This window comes from Microbispora sp. NPDC046973, assembly GCF_040644495.1.
Classification (GTDB): domain Bacteria; phylum Actinomycetota; class Actinomycetes; order Streptosporangiales; family Streptosporangiaceae; genus Microbispora.
In genome coordinates this window covers 16,808-32,916 of record NZ_JBEYWQ010000003.1, presented here as the reverse complement: position 1 = coordinate 32,916, position 16,109 = coordinate 16,808, and the positions used below count along the sequence as shown (strand labels likewise).

The 16,109-nt window shown below is 69.5% G+C and carries 23 protein-coding genes; 1 reads left to right on the top strand and 22 read right to left on the bottom strand.

Annotation, left to right across the window (positions count from 1 at the left end):
- Positions 1-422: 422 nt before the first annotated feature.
- A complete protein-coding gene (locus ABZ860_RS07365; protein ID WP_357216376.1) occupies positions 423-2,882 on the top strand; it encodes a hypothetical protein in 2,460 nt (819 codons plus the stop codon).
- Between the two features lie 77 nt (positions 2,883-2,959).
- Here the strand turns inward: ABZ860_RS07365 and truA are convergent, their stop codons facing one another.
- The 22 genes from truA to rplN form a co-directional block, all read right to left on the bottom strand.
- On the bottom strand, positions 2,960-3,850 hold the full coding sequence (gene truA, locus ABZ860_RS07360) for a tRNA pseudouridine(38-40) synthase TruA (protein WP_357216374.1): 891 nt from the start codon (positions 3,848-3,850) through the stop codon (positions 2,960-2,962).
- 108 nt (positions 3,851-3,958) lie between these two features.
- On the bottom strand, positions 3,959-4,483 hold the full coding sequence (gene rplQ / locus ABZ860_RS07355; protein WP_357216371.1) for a 50S ribosomal protein L17: 525 nt from the start codon (positions 4,481-4,483) through the stop codon (positions 3,959-3,961).
- Between the two features lie 148 nt (positions 4,484-4,631).
- Positions 4,632-5,648, bottom strand: coding sequence for a DNA-directed RNA polymerase subunit alpha (locus ABZ860_RS07350; RefSeq protein ID WP_030508347.1), 1,017 nt, complete (start codon positions 5,646-5,648; stop codon positions 4,632-4,634).
- Positions 5,649-5,803: 155 nt separating this feature from the next.
- Entirely contained in the window at positions 5,804-6,430 is a 627-nt protein-coding gene (rpsD, locus tag ABZ860_RS07345) for a 30S ribosomal protein S4 (protein WP_357216368.1), read from the bottom strand.
- A 20-nt stretch (positions 6,431-6,450) separates the two neighbouring features.
- Positions 6,451-6,855, bottom strand: coding sequence for a 30S ribosomal protein S11 (gene rpsK / locus ABZ860_RS07340; RefSeq protein WP_020542285.1), 405 nt, complete (start codon positions 6,853-6,855; stop codon positions 6,451-6,453).
- A 36-nt stretch (positions 6,856-6,891) separates the two neighbouring features.
- Complete coding sequence (gene rpsM / locus ABZ860_RS07335) at positions 6,892-7,272, bottom strand: 30S ribosomal protein S13 (RefSeq protein WP_142563119.1); 381 nt, start codon at positions 7,270-7,272, stop codon at positions 6,892-6,894.
- Positions 7,273-7,496: 224 nt separating this feature from the next.
- A complete protein-coding gene (gene rpmJ, locus ABZ860_RS07330) occupies positions 7,497-7,610 on the bottom strand; it encodes a 50S ribosomal protein L36 (RefSeq protein WP_003956441.1) in 114 nt (37 codons plus the stop codon).
- Positions 7,611-7,654: 44 nt separating this feature from the next.
- Positions 7,655-7,876: a translation initiation factor IF-1 gene (infA, locus tag ABZ860_RS07325; protein ID WP_030508344.1), complete on the bottom strand. Its 222-nt coding sequence runs from the start codon at positions 7,874-7,876 to the stop codon at positions 7,655-7,657.
- Between the two features lie 421 nt (positions 7,877-8,297).
- Positions 8,298-8,747, bottom strand: coding sequence for a DUF1707 domain-containing protein (locus tag ABZ860_RS07320; protein ID WP_357216365.1), 450 nt, complete (start codon positions 8,745-8,747; stop codon positions 8,298-8,300).
- 69 nt (positions 8,748-8,816) lie between these two features.
- Positions 8,817-9,647, bottom strand: a complete 831-nt coding sequence (gene map / locus ABZ860_RS07315) for a type I methionyl aminopeptidase (protein WP_357216362.1) — start codon at positions 9,645-9,647, stop codon at positions 8,817-8,819.
- 86 nt (positions 9,648-9,733) lie between these two features.
- On the bottom strand, positions 9,734-10,387 hold the full coding sequence (locus ABZ860_RS07310) for an adenylate kinase (RefSeq protein ID WP_079319854.1): 654 nt from the start codon (positions 10,385-10,387) through the stop codon (positions 9,734-9,736).
- Positions 10,387-11,694: a preprotein translocase subunit SecY gene (gene secY, locus ABZ860_RS07305; protein WP_357216359.1), complete on the bottom strand. Its 1,308-nt coding sequence runs from the start codon at positions 11,692-11,694 to the stop codon at positions 10,387-10,389. Before secY ends, ABZ860_RS07310 begins: the two co-directional genes overlap by 1 nt.
- A gap of 181 nt (positions 11,695-11,875) precedes the next feature.
- On the bottom strand, positions 11,876-12,331 hold the full coding sequence (gene rplO / locus ABZ860_RS07300; RefSeq protein ID WP_139573656.1) for a 50S ribosomal protein L15: 456 nt from the start codon (positions 12,329-12,331) through the stop codon (positions 11,876-11,878).
- 2 nt (positions 12,332-12,333) lie between these two features.
- The gene (gene rpmD, locus ABZ860_RS07295; protein ID WP_079319858.1) at positions 12,334-12,516 is read right to left on the bottom strand and encodes a 50S ribosomal protein L30; all 183 of its coding nucleotides are present in this window, start codon (positions 12,514-12,516) and stop codon (positions 12,334-12,336) included.
- A gap of 2 nt (positions 12,517-12,518) precedes the next feature.
- On the bottom strand, positions 12,519-13,151 hold the full coding sequence (gene rpsE, locus ABZ860_RS07290; RefSeq protein WP_079319859.1) for a 30S ribosomal protein S5: 633 nt from the start codon (positions 13,149-13,151) through the stop codon (positions 12,519-12,521).
- A 64-nt stretch (positions 13,152-13,215) separates the two neighbouring features.
- Entirely contained in the window at positions 13,216-13,599 is a 384-nt protein-coding gene (gene rplR / locus ABZ860_RS07285; RefSeq protein WP_357216356.1) for a 50S ribosomal protein L18, read from the bottom strand.
- A 2-nt stretch (positions 13,600-13,601) separates the two neighbouring features.
- The gene (gene rplF / locus ABZ860_RS07280; protein ID WP_357216353.1) at positions 13,602-14,144 is read right to left on the bottom strand and encodes a 50S ribosomal protein L6; all 543 of its coding nucleotides are present in this window, start codon (positions 14,142-14,144) and stop codon (positions 13,602-13,604) included.
- 18 nt (positions 14,145-14,162) lie between these two features.
- The gene (rpsH, locus tag ABZ860_RS07275) at positions 14,163-14,561 is read right to left on the bottom strand and encodes a 30S ribosomal protein S8 (protein ID WP_030508333.1); all 399 of its coding nucleotides are present in this window, start codon (positions 14,559-14,561) and stop codon (positions 14,163-14,165) included.
- A gap of 111 nt (positions 14,562-14,672) precedes the next feature.
- Complete coding sequence (locus tag ABZ860_RS07270; RefSeq protein ID WP_030451489.1) at positions 14,673-14,858, bottom strand: type Z 30S ribosomal protein S14; 186 nt, start codon at positions 14,856-14,858, stop codon at positions 14,673-14,675.
- Positions 14,859-14,860: 2 nt separating this feature from the next.
- Positions 14,861-15,430 carry a 50S ribosomal protein L5 gene (gene rplE / locus ABZ860_RS07265; RefSeq protein ID WP_030508332.1) on the bottom strand — a complete coding sequence of 190 codons (570 nt, stop codon included), beginning with the start codon at positions 15,428-15,430 and terminating at the stop codon, positions 14,861-14,863.
- Complete coding sequence (gene rplX, locus ABZ860_RS07260) at positions 15,430-15,729, bottom strand: 50S ribosomal protein L24 (protein WP_357217591.1); 300 nt, start codon at positions 15,727-15,729, stop codon at positions 15,430-15,432. The genes rplE and rplX overlap by 1 nt, the downstream gene beginning before the upstream one ends.
- Before the next feature lie 8 nt (positions 15,730-15,737).
- On the bottom strand, positions 15,738-16,106 hold the full coding sequence (gene rplN, locus ABZ860_RS07255; protein WP_030508330.1) for a 50S ribosomal protein L14: 369 nt from the start codon (positions 16,104-16,106) through the stop codon (positions 15,738-15,740).
- Positions 16,107-16,109: the final 3 nt, after the last annotated feature.

Here is a 16,109-nt window from a genome sequence, read left to right as displayed (position 1 = left end):
ATCCGAACGCCGTGCACCGGGAGCAGCCTCAACAGCACCCACAGCACCCACACCCGCAGCACCCACACCCACCGGGCCCGGAAGCGCCGTCCTGGCAGCCCGGGCCGCCGCCCTGGCAGCCCGCACAGAGCGCGGGCGGCCCCGCGTATCCGCAGACTCCCTCGCCCCCCGGCCCGCAGCAGCCCGCCTACGGCCCCGGGACGCACTCCTGGCAGCCGCCCGCGGGGGGAGCGGACCCTGCGGCATGGCAGCCGCCCGCGCAGGGGCCCAACCCGGCATGGCAGCCGCCGGCCGGCGCGGGAGCGCAGCCGTGGCCTCCGCACGGCCCCGGAACGCCGGCCTGGGAGCCACTGCCCCCCGGCCCTGCCCCGCAGTCGTGGCAGCCGCAGGAGCCGCCCCCTGGGGGCGCAGGAGCCCCGCACATGTGGCCGGCCCCCGTCGGCGAGCCCGGCGCCCAGCCCGGTCCCCAACCTGGCGTACAGCCCGGTCCCCAGTCCGGCACGCAGGCCGGTCCCCAACCGGGCGTACAGCCCGGCGGCGGGACCTCCTGGCCCTACTCGGGCGACGAGTCGCAGCGGCCGCAGGGCCCCGCCCAGGCCGGGACGGGTGACACCGGCCCCGGCCCGTGGCCGTCCTCGCCGGCCGGGGAGCCGGCCGCGCCCGGCGCCTTCGGCCCGTCCCCCTCGCCGTACGACGAGGGATCCCACGGCGGGGCCTGGCAGGGCCCGGCCGGGTCCCCTGCCTGGTCGCAGCCCGGCAGCCCGCCCGCGGCACCGGCCCCGTACGGGCCGGATCAGCAGAACGCCGGTGGTCCCTGGGCCGCCCAGCCCGCCCAGCCCGGCGAGACGGCGCCCGGCGTGCCGGCGTTCCCCGAGTGGGGGCCCGCCCCCACCGCGGGGCAGCCGTCCGGCGGAGAGGCCTGGCCGCAGGGGCCGGCCCCCCACCAGGGGTATCCACCCGCCGCCCCGCCGCAGCACGGGCCCCAGTACGGGCCCCAGTACGGGCCCGAGCACGCGCAGCAGTACGCGCCGCAGCCCGGTCAGGAACTGCCGGCCGGGCAGCCGGAGGCGTACGCACAGGGAGACATGTCCCCGGAGGCGGTACGCCCCGGAGAGCCCGGCGACGTACCCGTGTGGCCGCCACGGCTGCCGGGCGAGCCGTACCCGCAGGGGGAGATGCCCGCGGGCACCTCCTGGCCTCCGACGAACGCCTACCAGGACGAGCCCGGCACGGGGCAGCCGTCCGAGGGCCCGTCCGGCGACGAGGCGGGCACGAGCGACTCAGGCGGCCCCTCTGACCACAGCACCGCACACATCGCTGCGCCCGACCACGGTGGCACGCCCGCGGACACGGCGCAGCGCGCCGATGCGCCCGCCGACGGCGGCTCGCCCGCAGAAGGACCAGGGCAGACGGGCGGACCCGCCGGCGAGCCCGCGCCGCATGCTTCCGGACAGGACGCTCCTGCGGGGAGCATCCCTCCGCCGGACGCGCCGGGGCCATACCCTTCCGCGCCGGGCCACGCCGGGCCGCCCGGGGGCTTCGGGGCCGAGATCGCCCATGCGGTGACCCCGATCGAGGGGTTCCCTGTGCCCGGCGCGCCGTACGAACCCGGCCAGGCCCTCGCGGACTCCGAGCAGGGCACGCCGCACGGCGAACCGCAGCACCCGGCCTACGACAGGACGACGCAGCCGTTGTCCCCGCCGCAGTCCGAGGAGCCGTTCCACGCACTCACGCAGACACCGGCCGCGCCCGGTCAGGCGCATGACAGCGCACCGTCCGGGACACCACTGGGGAGACAGGACGAGACGCAGGATCAGACCGCGTCTTGGTCACCGTCCCAGTCGCCGTCCGCGACGCTCCCCTCGGATGTCCCGCCATCCGCCGTGCCCCCGGGCGCGGCGTCATCCGACACGCCGCCCCCGGGCCCGTCCGCGAGCGACGGCGCCGGCGGGGCGGACTCCCCCGACCCCAATTCAGGACAGATGGCGACAACCTCTCCCACGACCGGTTCGCCCTCGCAGCCGACCGGTGAGACCCCGTTCGCGTTCACGCCGGTGACACCGGCCAAGGCGGGCAAGCCGACGCCTCCACCCGGATTCGGGCCCGACCCCTCCGCCCCCGGCAACCTTCCGGCGACGCTGGGCCCCGCCGGCCCTCCCCCCTCCGGCGGGAAGGTGAAGCGGATCCTGATGGCCGCCGGTGCGGTGGTCGTCGTGGGGGCGATCGGCACCGCGGCCTACTTCGCGTACGCCGGGGAGCCGGACGGCGGCCAGGCCGCCCGTACGCCGCCGCCCGCCGCCACCACCGCCGCGCCTCCCTCCGACGAGCCGACGCCGAGCTCCACGGTCGCCTCCGCCATCCTCGACTCCGAGCAGACCGACCCCAAGACCCTCAAGTCGGGAGAGGCGTTCCCGGACGAGAAGGTGACGCTGGCGGGACGGACGTACCGCCGGGTCAAGGTCGACGTGACCGACGACTGCGAGAAGGCGGCGACGGGCGCGTTCGCGCAGGCCCTCACCGAGCAGCAGTGCCGCAGGGTGCTCAGGGCCACCTACGTGGACGGCAAGCGCCAGTACGCGGTGACCACGGGCATCGCCGTGCTGCCCGGCAAGACCGAGGCCCTCGCCGTCGACCAGGCCAAGGACCTCAACGCGAACGTCTGGTTCCGCGGCCTCGACGGCGACCAGAAGAGCCGGGCGGACAAGGTGTCGATCTCCGGTGGCTACGCCGCCGGCATGGTGTGGGGACGCTACATCGTGTTCAGCTACGCCACCTACGCCGACGGGCACACGCCGGACGCGAACGACGAGAACCTCGCGCCGATCAGCGGCGCCTTCAGGGACAACATGGCGAAGGTGATCGAGAAGCGCGCCTCACGCTGACGATCCCGGCGCGTGGCCTCCCACACGGGGACCACGCGCCGCCCCGGCTCCGATGATCAGAGCCGGGAGCATCGGGGTCAGGTGCTCAGCGTGCGCACCCGGCGGGTGGCGGCCGCCCGCCGCGCCAGTTCCTCCGGCCCCGGGTAGCGCACCTCCTCGAGCGTGAGACCGTGCGCGGGCGCGACGTGCACACCCGAGTCCCGTACGGCTCCCGCCAGCACCTCGGCGGGCCACTCGACGGGCCGCCTGCCCTCCCCCACGGCCAGCAGCGAGCCGACCAGAGCCCGGACCATCGAGTGGCAGAAGGCGTCGGCGACCACGGTCGCGAGGAGGATGCCGTCCTGGCCCCTGACCCAGTCGAGCCGCTGCAGCTCGCGGATCGTGGTCGCGCCCTCACGCCTGCGGCAGAAGGCCGCGAAGTCGTGCTCACCCAGCAGGCGGGCGGCCGCCGCGTTCAGCAGATCCACGTCGAGCGGCCGGGCATACCACAGCACCTCGCGCCGCCGCAGCGGGTCCACCCCGCCAGGGGCGTCGCCGACGCGGTATCCGTACCGGCGTGACAGCGCGGAGAATCGGGCGTCGAAGCCCTCGGGCGCCACGCTGACGCCGTGCACCCGCACGTCGAGGGGCAGCACACCGGCCAGCCGCCTCGTCAGCGCAGCGAGCCACTCAGCGCCGCGCTCCTCCCACGCCTGTTCCGGATCCTCGGGGACGGGGGCACGCCCGGACGAGGCGGCGGCCAGCGCGGCGAGCGGGAGGTCGACGTGCGCCACCTGCCCCCGCGCGTGGACGCCGGCGTCGGTGCGGCCCGCGACGGTGAGCGACGGCGGGGCGTCCAGGCGCAGGACGCGGCCCAGCGCGTCCTCGATCTCCCCCTGCACGGTCCGCCGCCCCGGCTGCCGCGCCCAGCCCGAGAAGTCGGTGCCGTCGTAGCCCAGGTCCAGCCTCAGCCGCAGTTCTCGCTCCACGCCATCCCTCGTACGGTGCCTCGCACGGTGCACAAACACGGGTGCACAAACGAAGAGCGGGCCCAGCATCCCCGGAAGGGAAACTGAGCCCGCTCACAGAGCCTGGGATCAGGCCTCGTCCTTCTTGTCGCCCTCAGCGGACTCGGCGGCGGCCTCGGGAGCCTCCGCCGTCTCGGCGGCCTCGTCCTGCGCCGCCGGCGTCTCCTCGACCTCGGCAGGAGCAGCCGGAGCGGCCTCGGCGGCCGGAGCCGTACGGGAGACCCTGACCGGGTTCAGCTGCTCGGTGACCAGCTCGATGACCGCCATCGGAGCGGCGTCGCCCTTACGCGGGCCGAGCTTGGTGATCCGGGTGTAGCCACCGGGACGCTCGGCGTACGTCGGGGCGATCTCGGTGAAGAGGTGGTGGACGACGCCCTTGTCGCGGACGACCGTCAGCACCTGGCGACGGTTGTGGATGTCGCCCTTCTTCGCCTTGGTGATCAGCTTCTCCGCGAGCGGGCGAAGACGCCTGGCCTTGGCCTCGGTGGTGGTGATCCGGCCGTTCTGGAACAGCGAGGTGGCGAGGTTCGCCAGGATCAGCCGCTCGTGGGCCGGGCTGCCGCCGAGGCGGGCGCCCTTGGTGGGCTTGGGCATTTCATGCTCCTCATGGATAACCCGCTCCGGCCGTGTCAGGTACCGGGGTCGGGCCGACCGGCGTACCGGTCGTGACTTGTCATCGCCGCCTCATGCCGCCCTGGACGGGCGGCACGAGACGGTGGTGCCGCTGCGTGAAGACGAGCGATCAGTACTGCTCGGTCTCGATGAACCCGCCGTCCTCGTCGTCGTACCCGCCGCCGGCGACGGCGGAGGGGTCGAATCCGGGCGGGGAGTCCTTGAGAGCCAGGCCCATCTCGTGCAGCTTCTGCTTGACCTCTTCGATCGACTTGGCGCCGAAGTTGCGGATGTCCAGCAGGTCCTGCTCGCTGCGGGCGACGAGCTCACCCACGGTGTGGATGCCCTCGCGCTTGAGGCAGTTGTACGAACGGACGGTGAGGTTGAGCTCCTCGATCGGCAGCGCCAGGTCGGCCGCGAGAGCCGCGTCCGTCGGCGACGGGCCGATGTCGATGCCCTCGGCCTCGACGTTGAGCTCACGGGCCAGGCCGAACAGCTCGACCAGGGTCTTGCCGGCCGAGGCCACCGCGTCGCGGGGCTTCATGGACGGCTTGGTCTCGACGTCGAGGATCAGGCGGTCGAAGTCCGTGCGCTGCTCGACACGGGTGGCCTCGACCTTGTAGGTGACCTTGAGGACCGGGGAGTAGATCGAGTCGATCGGAATCCGGCCGATCTCCTGGCCAGGCTGCTTGTTCTGGGCGGCGGAGACGTAGCCGCGACCGCGCTCGACGGTCAGCTCCATCTCCAGCTTCGCCTTGCCGTTCAGCGTGGCGATGTGCAGGTCGGGGTTGTGCACCTCGACACCGGCCGGAGGCGCGATGTCGGCGGCGGTGACCTCACCCGGGCCCTGCTTGCGCAGGTACATCACCACGGGCTCGTCGTGCTCGGAGGAGACGACCAGCGACTTGAGGTTCAGGATGATGTCGGTGACGTCTTCCTTGACCCCGGGCACGGTCGAGAACTCGTGGAGCACGCCCTCGATGCGGATGCTGGTGACCGCCGCCCCCGGGATGGAGGACAGCAGCGTGCGCCGCAGCGAGTTGCCGATGGTGTAGCCGAAGCCCGGCTCGAGCGGCTCGATGATGAACCTGGACCGGTGCTCCTCGAGCGACTCCTCCTGGAGGCTCGGGCGCTGTGCGATGAGCATCAGGATCTCCTGGATCCGGGACGGCCCCGTCACGGCGGACGAGGAGTCCCTGGGTTACGGCGACGCCCGCTATTTGACGCCGCTCGCCTACAACCATGATGCCGTACGGCCGGGAGTGTACCGGCCGCACGGCGTCATGAAATGCCGGGGCCCTACTACTTGGAGTAGAGCTCGACGATGAGCTGCTCCTGGACCAGCGTGTCGATCTGCTGGCGGACCGGGAGCTGGTGCACGAGGATACGCATGGCCTCGGTGGAGACGCCCAGCCAGGCCGGGACGGTCTTGTCGCCGGCGCTCGCGCGGGCCACCTCGTACGGAAGCAGGTTGCGCGACTTCTCGCGGACCTCGATGATGTCGTGCTCGCGCACGCGGTACGACGGGATGTCGACCTTCTTGCCGTTCACGAGGAAGTGGCCGTGGCGCACCTGCTGGCGGGCCGCGTCACGCGACTCGGCGAAGCCGGCGCGGTAGACCACGTTGTCGAGACGGCTCTCCAGGATCTGGAGCAGGTTCTCACCCGTCTTGCCCGCCTTGCGGTTGGCTTCCTCGTAGTAGTTGTGGAACTGCTTCTCGAGGACGCCGTAGATGCGGCGGGTCTTCTGCTTCTCACGGAGCTGGAGCTGGTACTCCGACTCCTTCGGACGGCCGCGGCCGTGCTCACCCGGCGGGTACGGGCGGATCTCGATGGGGCACTTGGCGGACTCGCACTTCTTGCCCTTGAGGAAGAGCTTGGTCTTCTCACGGCGGCAGAGCTTGCAGTCCGGACCCGTGTAACGAGCCATTTCTTTCTACTCTCCTGAGCTCAGACGCGGCGGCGCTTGGGCGGACGGCAGCCGTTGTGCGGGACCGGGGTCACGTCCTGGATGGACCCGACCTCGAGGCCGGTCGCCTGCAGCGAACGGATCGCGGTCTCACGGCCGGAACCGGGGCCCTTGACGAAGACGTCGACCTTGCGCATGCCGTGCTCCATGGCGCGGCGGGCGGCGTTCTCGGCAGCCATCTGCGCGGCGAACGGGGTGGACTTGCGGGAGCCCTTGAACCCGACGTGGCCGGCGCTGGCCCAGGAGATCACGTTCCCGTTCGGGTCGGTGATCGAAACGATCGTGTTGTTGAACGTGCTCTTGATGTGGGCGTGCCCGTGAGCGACGTTCTTCTTTTCCTTGCGGCGCACCTTCTTCGGTGCGCCCTGGCGGCTCTTCGGCGGCATTGAAGCGCTAACTCCTGGAAATGTGGCTGCTAAGGACTACTTCTTGCCCGGCTTCTTCTTGCCGGCGACGGTCTTCTTCTTGCCCTTGCGGGTGCGCGCGTTCGTCTGCGTCCGCTGACCGTGGACAGGCAGCCCCTTGCGGTGCCGGATGCCCTGGTAGCAGCCGATCTCGATCTTGCGTCGGATGTCGGCCTGAATCTCGCGGCGGAGGTCGCCCTCGATCTTGTAGTTCGCCTCGATGTAGTCACGCATCGGGACGAGCTCGGCGTCCGTGAGCTGGTGGACGCGCAGGTCGGGGCTGATGCCGGTCGCGTCGAGGATCTCCTGGGCGCGAGTGCGGCCGATTCCGAAAATGTAGGTGAGAGCGATCTCCAGCCGCTTGTCGCGGGGGAGGTCGACGCCAACCAGGCGGGCCATGGTCGGGCATTCTCCTTCAGTGTGGCGGAGGTCTTGCGCCACACTTCCCCTCCCATGCCCGGGCGAGGGCCCCGGCCTCCGACCGGGGGTCTCCCGCGTGGTACGGCTCTCGCCGCCTGCGCGGGTGTGTGACGCGATTTCGTTGTTCCGGCCCGCACGCGGGTCGAGCCCGCCACGAGGGCGGACTCAGCAGGGGCCCGGTGGCGACGTACTGAGAGCTGGGCTCAGCCCTGGCGCTGCTTGTGGCGCAGGTTGTCGCAGATCACCATGACACGACCGTGCCGGCGAATCACCTTGCACTTGTCGCAGATCTTCTTGACGCTCGGCTTGACCTTCATAGTCCTTATTCGTTCCGCATACGGCCCGTCCCCTGACGGGGGGGCTACTTGTACCGGTAGACGATCCGCCCACGACTCAGGTCGTAGGGGCTCAACTCCACGACAACCCGGTCGTCGGGCAGGATCCTGATGTAGTGCATCCGCATCCGCCCGCTGATGTGGGCCAGGACCTTGTGACCGTTGTCGAGTTGCACCCGGAACATGGCATTCGGGAGCGACTCAATAACAGTGCCCTCAATCTCGATGGCGCCGTCTTTCTTGGCCATGGCCCTCGCGTTTCACTGATCGGATCGTCTGAGGCTTCGGAACACTAAGCAGCCGCGACCTTCGGGCGCTTCCAGAGAGCGGCGACCAGCCAGGCCGCCTAGGCGCAAAGGTCATAGTGAACCGACAAAGGAGTGTACGACAACCCGGGCCGAATTGCGAAACGACGGCAGGGGTCCCGACACAACCAGATCACAGAGTACCCCCCGGCGGGGGCCTCCGGCCAATTCGGCGCCGGCCCGTGCCCTCGGGCCCAAAGGGGGGGAAGCCGCCGCACCCACCCGCCCGGCACCGCCGAAATGCCGGAACGGGGGGTGCGGCCTGATCACCGCGGGGGCACGGCCCGAGCGGGGCCGTACGTCGCGACACCGGACGTATACCCGCCCGCGGCTCCCGCGACGGCGGCCCTCCGGTAAAGACCGCTCAGGTGTCGCGCCGGGACCGCCCGGCCGTTCCGGCCATCGTGTTGATGAGGAGGATGACGCCCCAGGGGCCCATGACCCACATGGGCCAGGGATAGACGAAGTGGCCGGAGCTGACGCCGACGATGAGCCAGATCATCCAGTTCACGGCGCTGGCGCCCGCCCAGGCGGTCCAGGCGGCCTTCAGGTTGGCCCGCGCCTTGTCGTCACGCCGGACCGGACGAGGCCGGTGCGCGGACTCGGCGGCGGCGGGCAGCCGGTGCAGGTCGATCTCGGGCAGGTCGGAGGTGAGCTTGGCCAGTTCTCCGTACGTGCGGCTCTGGTAGACCTGCTCCAGCCGCTCGTTGAACTCGTCGATGGTGAGCCTGCCCTCGGCCACGTGCTCGCGCAGTGCCGCGGCGACCCGGTCACGGTCGCCGTCGGAGGCGCGCATCTCCGGCGCTGCCGCCATCACCATCTCCCGGTCATTCGAGCGATACGACCATTATTGTTCACGCGCCGCCGGAACGGGCGCGCCGGCTCAGGAGGTGCTCTCCCCCGCGCCCGCGGCGACGTCCGGGAAGCGGGAGGCCCCGCCGTCGAGCGCGGTGAGAACCAGGGGGCCGTTCTCCGTCACCGCGACGCTGTGCTCGAAGTGGGCGGAGGCGCGGCCGTCGAGCGTCACGACCGTCCAGTCGTCGGCCAGCACCTTGGTGCGGTCGGTGCCGAGGTTCACCATCGGCTCGATCGCGAAGCACATGCCGACCTCGAAGCGGGGGCCCCGCCCCGGCCGGCCGTGGTTGGCGACCCACGGGTCCATGTGCATCTCGGTGCCGATGCCGTGCCCGCCGTACTCCTGGGGGATGCCGTAGCGGCCCTGAGACCGCACGTACTGCTCGACCTGGTGGCCGATGTCGGACAGGTGCCCGCCGACCCGCAGGGCCGCGATGCCCCGCCACATGGCCTCCTCGGTCACCCGCATGAGCTCCGTCAGCGTGGGATCGACCTCGCCGATCCCGACCGTGATCGCCGAGTCGCCGTGCCAGCCGTCGAGGATCGCGCCGCAGTCGATCGAGATGATGTCGCCCTCACGGAGCGGGCGGCGGTCGGTGGGGATGCCGTGGACGACCTCGTCGTTCACGGAGGCGCAGATCGTGGCGGGGAAGCCCTGGTAGCCCTTGAACGACGGGATCGCGCCCTCGCCCCGGATGGCCTCCTCGGCGATGGCGTCGAGGTCGAGCGGCGTCATCCCGGGCCGGACCGACGTCCTGAGCAACTCCAGCGTCCGGGCGACGACCAGACCGGCCGCCCGCATCTTCTCCAGCTGCTCGGCGCTTTTGATCTGAATTCCGTGCCGGTTCTTCTTGAACACGTGACGCACCCCCTCTCGAAATTGTCCCATATAAGCCTGAACGCCACCCCATGGTATGGAGTGGCGTTCCCGGCTGCGGTAATGAATCAGTCGGCGAATCGCCGCAGCGCCGACATCGCCCGCTGGGTGATCTCCTCGACCGGCCCGGTCGCGTCGACCCCCTGCAGGATTCCCTCGTCGGCGTAGAACGAGATCAGCGGCGCGGTCTGCTCCTGGTAGACCTCCAGGCGCCGCCTGATGGTCTCCTCACGATCGTCGTCCCGCTGGAAGAGCTCCCCACCGCAGGCGTCGCAGACGCCCTCCACGGCGGGCGGGTCGAACACGACATGCCACACCTTGCCGCACGAGCGGCACGTACGGCGGCCCGCCAGGCGGCGCACGACCTCGTCGTCCTCGACGACCAGGTTGAGGACCACGTCGAGCGCCGTGCCGAACTCGGCCAGCATCTTCTTGAGGACCTCGGCCTGGGGCACGTTGCGGGGGAAGCCGTCCAGGAGGAAGCCCTCCTGCGCGTCGTCCTCCGACAGCCGGTCGCGAACCATGGCCACGGTGACCTCGTCGGGGACGAGGTCGCCGCGGTCCATGTACTCCTTGGCGAGCTTGCCGAGCTCCGTGCCGCCCGAGACGTTGGCACGGAAGATGTCACCTGTCGAGATTTTCGGGATCGACAGGTGCGATGCGATGAACTGGGCCTGCGTCCCCTTACCCGCTCCGGGGGGCCCTACCAGGACGACGCGCACTATCTCAGGAAGCCCTCGTAGTTGCGCTGCTGAAGCTGGCTCTCGATCTGCTTGACCGTGTCCAGACCAACACCAACCATGATCAGAATGCTGGTCCCTCCGAACGGGAAGTTCTGGCTCGCTCCGGCCACCGCCAGCGCGATGATCGGGATGAGCGAGATCACACCCAGATACGGAGCGCCCGCGGCCGTGAGCCTGTTGAGCACGTAGCTCAGATACTCAGCGGTCGGCCGGCCCGGGCGGATGCCCGGGATGAACCCACCGTACTTCTTCATGTTGTCAGCCACTTCAGGGGGGTTGAAAGTGATGGACACGTAGAAGTAGGTGAAGAAGACGATCAGCAGGAAGAACGTGGCCATGTAGACGGGGTGGTCACCCCTGATCATGTTCTGCGCCAGCCACTCGACCACCGCGTTGGGCTTCTGGCTGTTGCCGAACAGCGTGACCAGAAGCTGCGGCAGGTACAGCAGCGACGAGGCGAAGATGACCGGGATGATGCCGGCCTGGTTCACCTTGAGCGGGATGTAGGTCGAGGTGCCGCCGTACATGCGGCGGCCGACCATCCGCTTGGCGTACTGCACCGGGATGCGGCGCTGCGCCTGCTCGATGAAGACCACGACACCGATCATCACGACGCCGACGACCATCACGACGACGAACTTGAAGGGGCTCTGCCGGAAGATGTTCACGAGCTCCGACGGGAACACCGCGATGACCTGCGTGAAGATCAGGATCGACATGCCGTTGCCGACGCCGCGGTCGGTCACCAGCTCGCCCAGCCACATGATCACGGCGGTGCCGGCGGTCATCGTGATGACCATGGTGACCAGCGGGAAGACGTCCTGGCTGAGCAGGATCTCCTGGTTGCAGTTCTGGAAGAGCTGTCCGCTGCGGGCAAGTGCGACGAACGCGGTCGACTGCAGCACCGCCAGCCCGATGGTCAGGTAACGGGTGTACTGCGTGATCTTCGCCGTACCCGCCTGGCCCTCCTTCTTGAGGGCCTCCAGCCGGGGGATCACCACCGTCAGCAGCTGCAGGATGATGCTCGCGGTGATGTACGGCATGATGCCGAGCGCGAACACTGAAAGTTTCAACAGGGCGCCGCCGCTGAAGAGCTGCACCATCCCGTAGATGTTGGCAGCGTCTCCCGCCTGGGCCTGCTCCAGACACAGGGCGACGTTCTTGGCGTTGACGCCCGGAGTCGGAAGCACCGAGCCGAGCCGGAACAGCACGATGATGCCCAATGTGAAGAGCAGCTTCTTGCGCAGGTCAGGCGTCCGGAACGCCCGGGTAAACGCGGTCAGCACGGTCCCTCCTGCGCGCCAGTGACGCGGTAACGGTCGGCGATGGGCCGCAAGGCGTCCATCGACATGTCTTCCTGCCAGAGTGCTTGGTCGGACACGGGTGGACCCCCGTGCCAGGCGAACTCTAACGCACTACGGGCGCGGAGGCTCATAACGAACCTCCGCGCCTCGTGCAGCGTCATGCCTACAGCTCGGAAACCGAGCCACCGGCCGCGGCGATCTTCTCCTTCGCGCTGGCGGAGAAGGCGTGCGCCTGCACGTTCAGCGCCACGGAGATCTCACCGGTGCCCAGCACCTTCACGGGCTGGTTCTTGCGGACCGCACCCTTGGCCACCAGGTCGTCGAGCGTGACGTCGCCGCCCTGGGGGAACAGCTCCCCGAGCCTGTCCAGGTTGACGACCTGGTAGGTCGTCTTGAACAGGGCGTTGGAGAAGCCCTTCAGCTTCGGCAGCCGCCGCTGGAGCGGGACCTGGCCACCCTCGAAGCCCGGCATCACAGCCGTACGGGCCCGGGTGCCCTTGGTGCCACGGCCGGCCGTCTTGCCCTTGGAGCCCTCGCCGCGGCCCTTGCGGGTCTTGGCCTTGTTGGCGCCGGGGGCCGGACGGAGGTCGTGAATCTTGAGCGGAGCGTTCTCGGTCATGACTAGTCGACCTCCTCAACTTCGACGAGGTGCGACACCTTGGCGACCATGCCCCGGATCTCCGGGCGGTCCTCCTTGACGACGACGTCGCCGATTCGCTTCAGACCCAGCGAGCGCAGCGAGTCACGCTGGTTCTGCTGACCACCGATCTTGGACCGGGTCTGGGTGATCTTCAGTCGAGCCATCGCTAGCTCACCGCCTTCGCGGCGGCCGCGGCCTCGGCCAGGCCCTCGGCGCGAGCCTTCAGCATCGCCTTGGGAGCGACGTCCTCGATCGGCAGGCCACGGCGGGCGGCGATCTCCTCGGGCCGGCTGAGGCCCTTCAGAGCGGCCACGGTGGCGTGCACGATGTTGATCGGGTTGTCCGAGCCGAGCGACTTGGACAGCACGTCGTGGATCCCGGCGCACTCCAGGACCGCGCGAACCGGGCCACCCGCGATGACGCCCGTACCGGGCGAGGCCGGACGCAGGAGGACGACGCCGGCGGCGTCCTCGCCCTGCACCGGGTGCGGGATGGTGCCCTGGATACGCGGGACCTTGAAGAAGTGCTTCTTGGCCTCCTCGACACCCTTGGCGATGGCCGCGGGCACCTCCTTGGCCTTGCCGTAGCCGACCCCGACGAGACCGTTGCCGTCGCCGACGATGACCAGCGCGGTGAAGCTGAAGCGCCGGCCGCCCTGGACGACCTTGGCCACTCGGTTGATCTTTACGACGCGCTCGATGTACGAGACGCCCTTGTCTGCGGCGCCACCGCGGCGGTCCTCACGACGGTCACGCCGCTCGCCACCGCCGCCGGCACCGCGACGCGGAGCTGCAGCCATCAGTGGTTCCTCTTCTCGTTGCTCTTGGGACGGGTCGTCGATCGCGACCCACTGACCGGAGCCATCAGAACTCCAGCCCGCCTTCACGGGCGCTGTCCGCGAGAGCGGCGATCCGCCCCGCGTAGCGGTTGCCACCGCGGTCGAACACGACAGCGGTGATCCCGGCGGTCTTGGCCCGCTGAGCGAGAAGCTCGCCGACCTTCTTCGCCTTCTCGGTCTTGTCACCCTCGGCGCCGCGCAGCGAGGCGTCCATCGTGGACGCGCTCACCAGCGTGTGGCCCTGAGTGTCGTCGACGATCTGCACGAACAGGTGACGCGTGGACCGGTTGACGACCAGGCGCGGACGCTCGGCCGTGCCGAAGACGTTCTTGCGGACACGGCGGTGCCGGCGGGCCCGGGAGACCGTGCGGGCGGCCGTGTGCTTGCCGAACGCAGTCTTTCCAGCCATGCCTACTTACCAGCCTTTCCGACCTTGCGGCGGACAACCTCGCCCTGGTAGCGCACGCCCTTGCCCTTGTACGGGTCCGGCTTGCGCAGCTTCCTGATGTTGGCGGCGACCTCGCCGACCCTCTGCTTGTCGATGCCGTCCACGTGGAACAGGGTCGGCCTCTCGACACGGAAGCTGACGCCCTCGGGAGCCTTGACGATCACCGGGTGACTGAAGCCCAGCGAGAACTCCAGCTCGGTCGGACCCTTGGCCTGGACGCGGTAACCGACGCCGACGATCTCGAGCGTCTTCGTGTAGCCCTGCGTGACGCCCGCCACCATGTTGGCGATGAGCGTGCGGGACAGGCCGTGCAGCGCACGAACCTTGTTCTCGTCGTTCGGGCGGGTGACGGCGATGGTGCCGTCCTCGCCGCGCGAGACCTCGATGGGCTCGGCGACCGTGTGAGTGAGCGTGCCCTTGGGCCCCTTGACCTGGACTTCCCGGCCGTCGATCGTGATGTCGACACCCGCCGGTACGGGGATGGGCAGCCGTCCGATTCGCGACATGCTGAGTGCCTCCCCTCGTTACCAGACGTAGGCGAGGACTTCCCCGCCCACTCCACGCTTGCTCGCCTGCCGGTCCGTCATCAGGCCGCCGGACGTCGAGATGATCGCGACGCCCAGACCGCCCAGAACGCGGGGCAGGTTGTCCTTCTTTGCATAGACCCGCAGACCGGGCTTCGACACCCGGCGCAGGCCCGCGATGGCGCGCTCGCGGCTGGGGCCGAACTTCAGCTCCATCACGAGGTTCTTGCCAACCTTCGCGTCCTCGACGCTCCAGCCCTGGATGTAGCCCTCCTGCTGGAGGATCTCCGCGATGTGCGCCTTGATCTTGGAGTAAGGCATGCTCACGGTGTCGTGATAGGCCGAGTTCGCGTTACGCAGACGCGTCAACATGTCTGCGATCGGGTCGGTCATCGTCATGGCCGGTGGCCTTCCTCACCGCGGTTTCCCGATGGGACCTTCGGTGTGGTCGTGGGCGCTGTGGTCAGCGCCCGGTTGATATGACTTCTGTGCAGCTGGCCCGCGGAGGGCTTACCAGCTCGACTTGGTGATGCCGGGCAGCTCGCCCCGGTGCGCCATCTCGCGGAAGCACACGCGGCACAGCCCGAACTTGCGGTAGACAGCGCGGGGACGGCCGCAGCGCGAGCACCGAGTGTACGCCCGGACCTCGAACTTCTGCTTGCGCGCTGCCTTGACCTTCAGCGACGTCTTCGCCATGATCAGGCCTCCTTGAAGGGGAAACCGAGGAGCTTCAGCAGCGCCCGGCCCTGCTCGTCGTTCTTCGCGGTGGTCACGACCGTGATGTCCATGCCCCGCTGCCGGTCCACCTTGTCCTGGTCGACCTCGTGGAACATGACCTGCTCGGTGAGGCCGAAGGTGTAGTTGCCGTTGCCGTCGAACTGCTTCGGCGACAGGCCGCGGAAGTCCCGGATACGCGGCAGCGCCAGGGACAGCAGGCGGTCGAGGAACTCCCACATGCGGTCGCCGCGCAGCGTCACGTGCGCGCCGATCGGCATGCCCTCACGCAGCTTGAACTGCGCGATGGACTTGCGGGCGCGAGCGACGGCCGGCTTCTGGCCGGTGATCGCGGTCAGGTCGCGCACGGCGCCCTCGATGAGCTTCGAGTCGCGGGCGGCCTCGCCGACACCCATGTTCACCTTGATCTTGGTGATCGTGGGCACCTGCATGATGTTCTCGATGCCGAACTCCTCGCGCAGCTTCGCGATGATCTCCTCGCGGTAGCGCTGCTTGAGGCGCGGGACGGTGCGCTCTTCAGTCGTGGCGGTCATCAGCTGTCCTCACCCGTCGCCTCGGCGTCGCCCTTGTCGGCGGCCTTCTTCTCGGGCTTCTTCTCGTCATCCTTGAGCTTCTTGACGTTGCTCACGTGGATGGGGGCCTCCATGGTCTGCACGCCGCCTTCCTTGGCGCCGCGCGGTCCCTGGTTGGTGACCTTGGAGTGCTTCTTGATCATGTTGACGCCCTCGACCACCACGCGCTCGTCACGCGGGTAGGCGGCGATAACACGGCCCTTGGCGCCCTTGTCCTTGCCGGCGATGACCTGGACGAGGTCGCCCTTCTTCACGTGCAGCTTCGGCATCACAGCACCTCCGGCGCGAGCGAGATGATGCGCATGAACTTCTTGTCGCGCAGTTCACGGCCCACCGGGCCGAAGATGCGGGTGCCCCGCGGGTCGCCGCTGTCCTTGATGATGACCGCGGCGTTCTCGTCGAAGCGGATGTAGGAGCCGTCGGGGCGGCGGCGCTCCTTCACGGTGCGCACCACGACAGCCTTGACAACGTCGCCTTTCTTAACGCCTCCGCCGGGAATGGCGTCCTTCACCGTGCCCACGATGATGTCGCCGATTCCCGCGTAGCGCCGACCCGAGCCGCCGAGCACGCGGATGCAAAGAATCTCCTTGGCACCCGTGTTGTCGGCGACCTTGAGCCGCGACTCCTGCTGGATCACGTC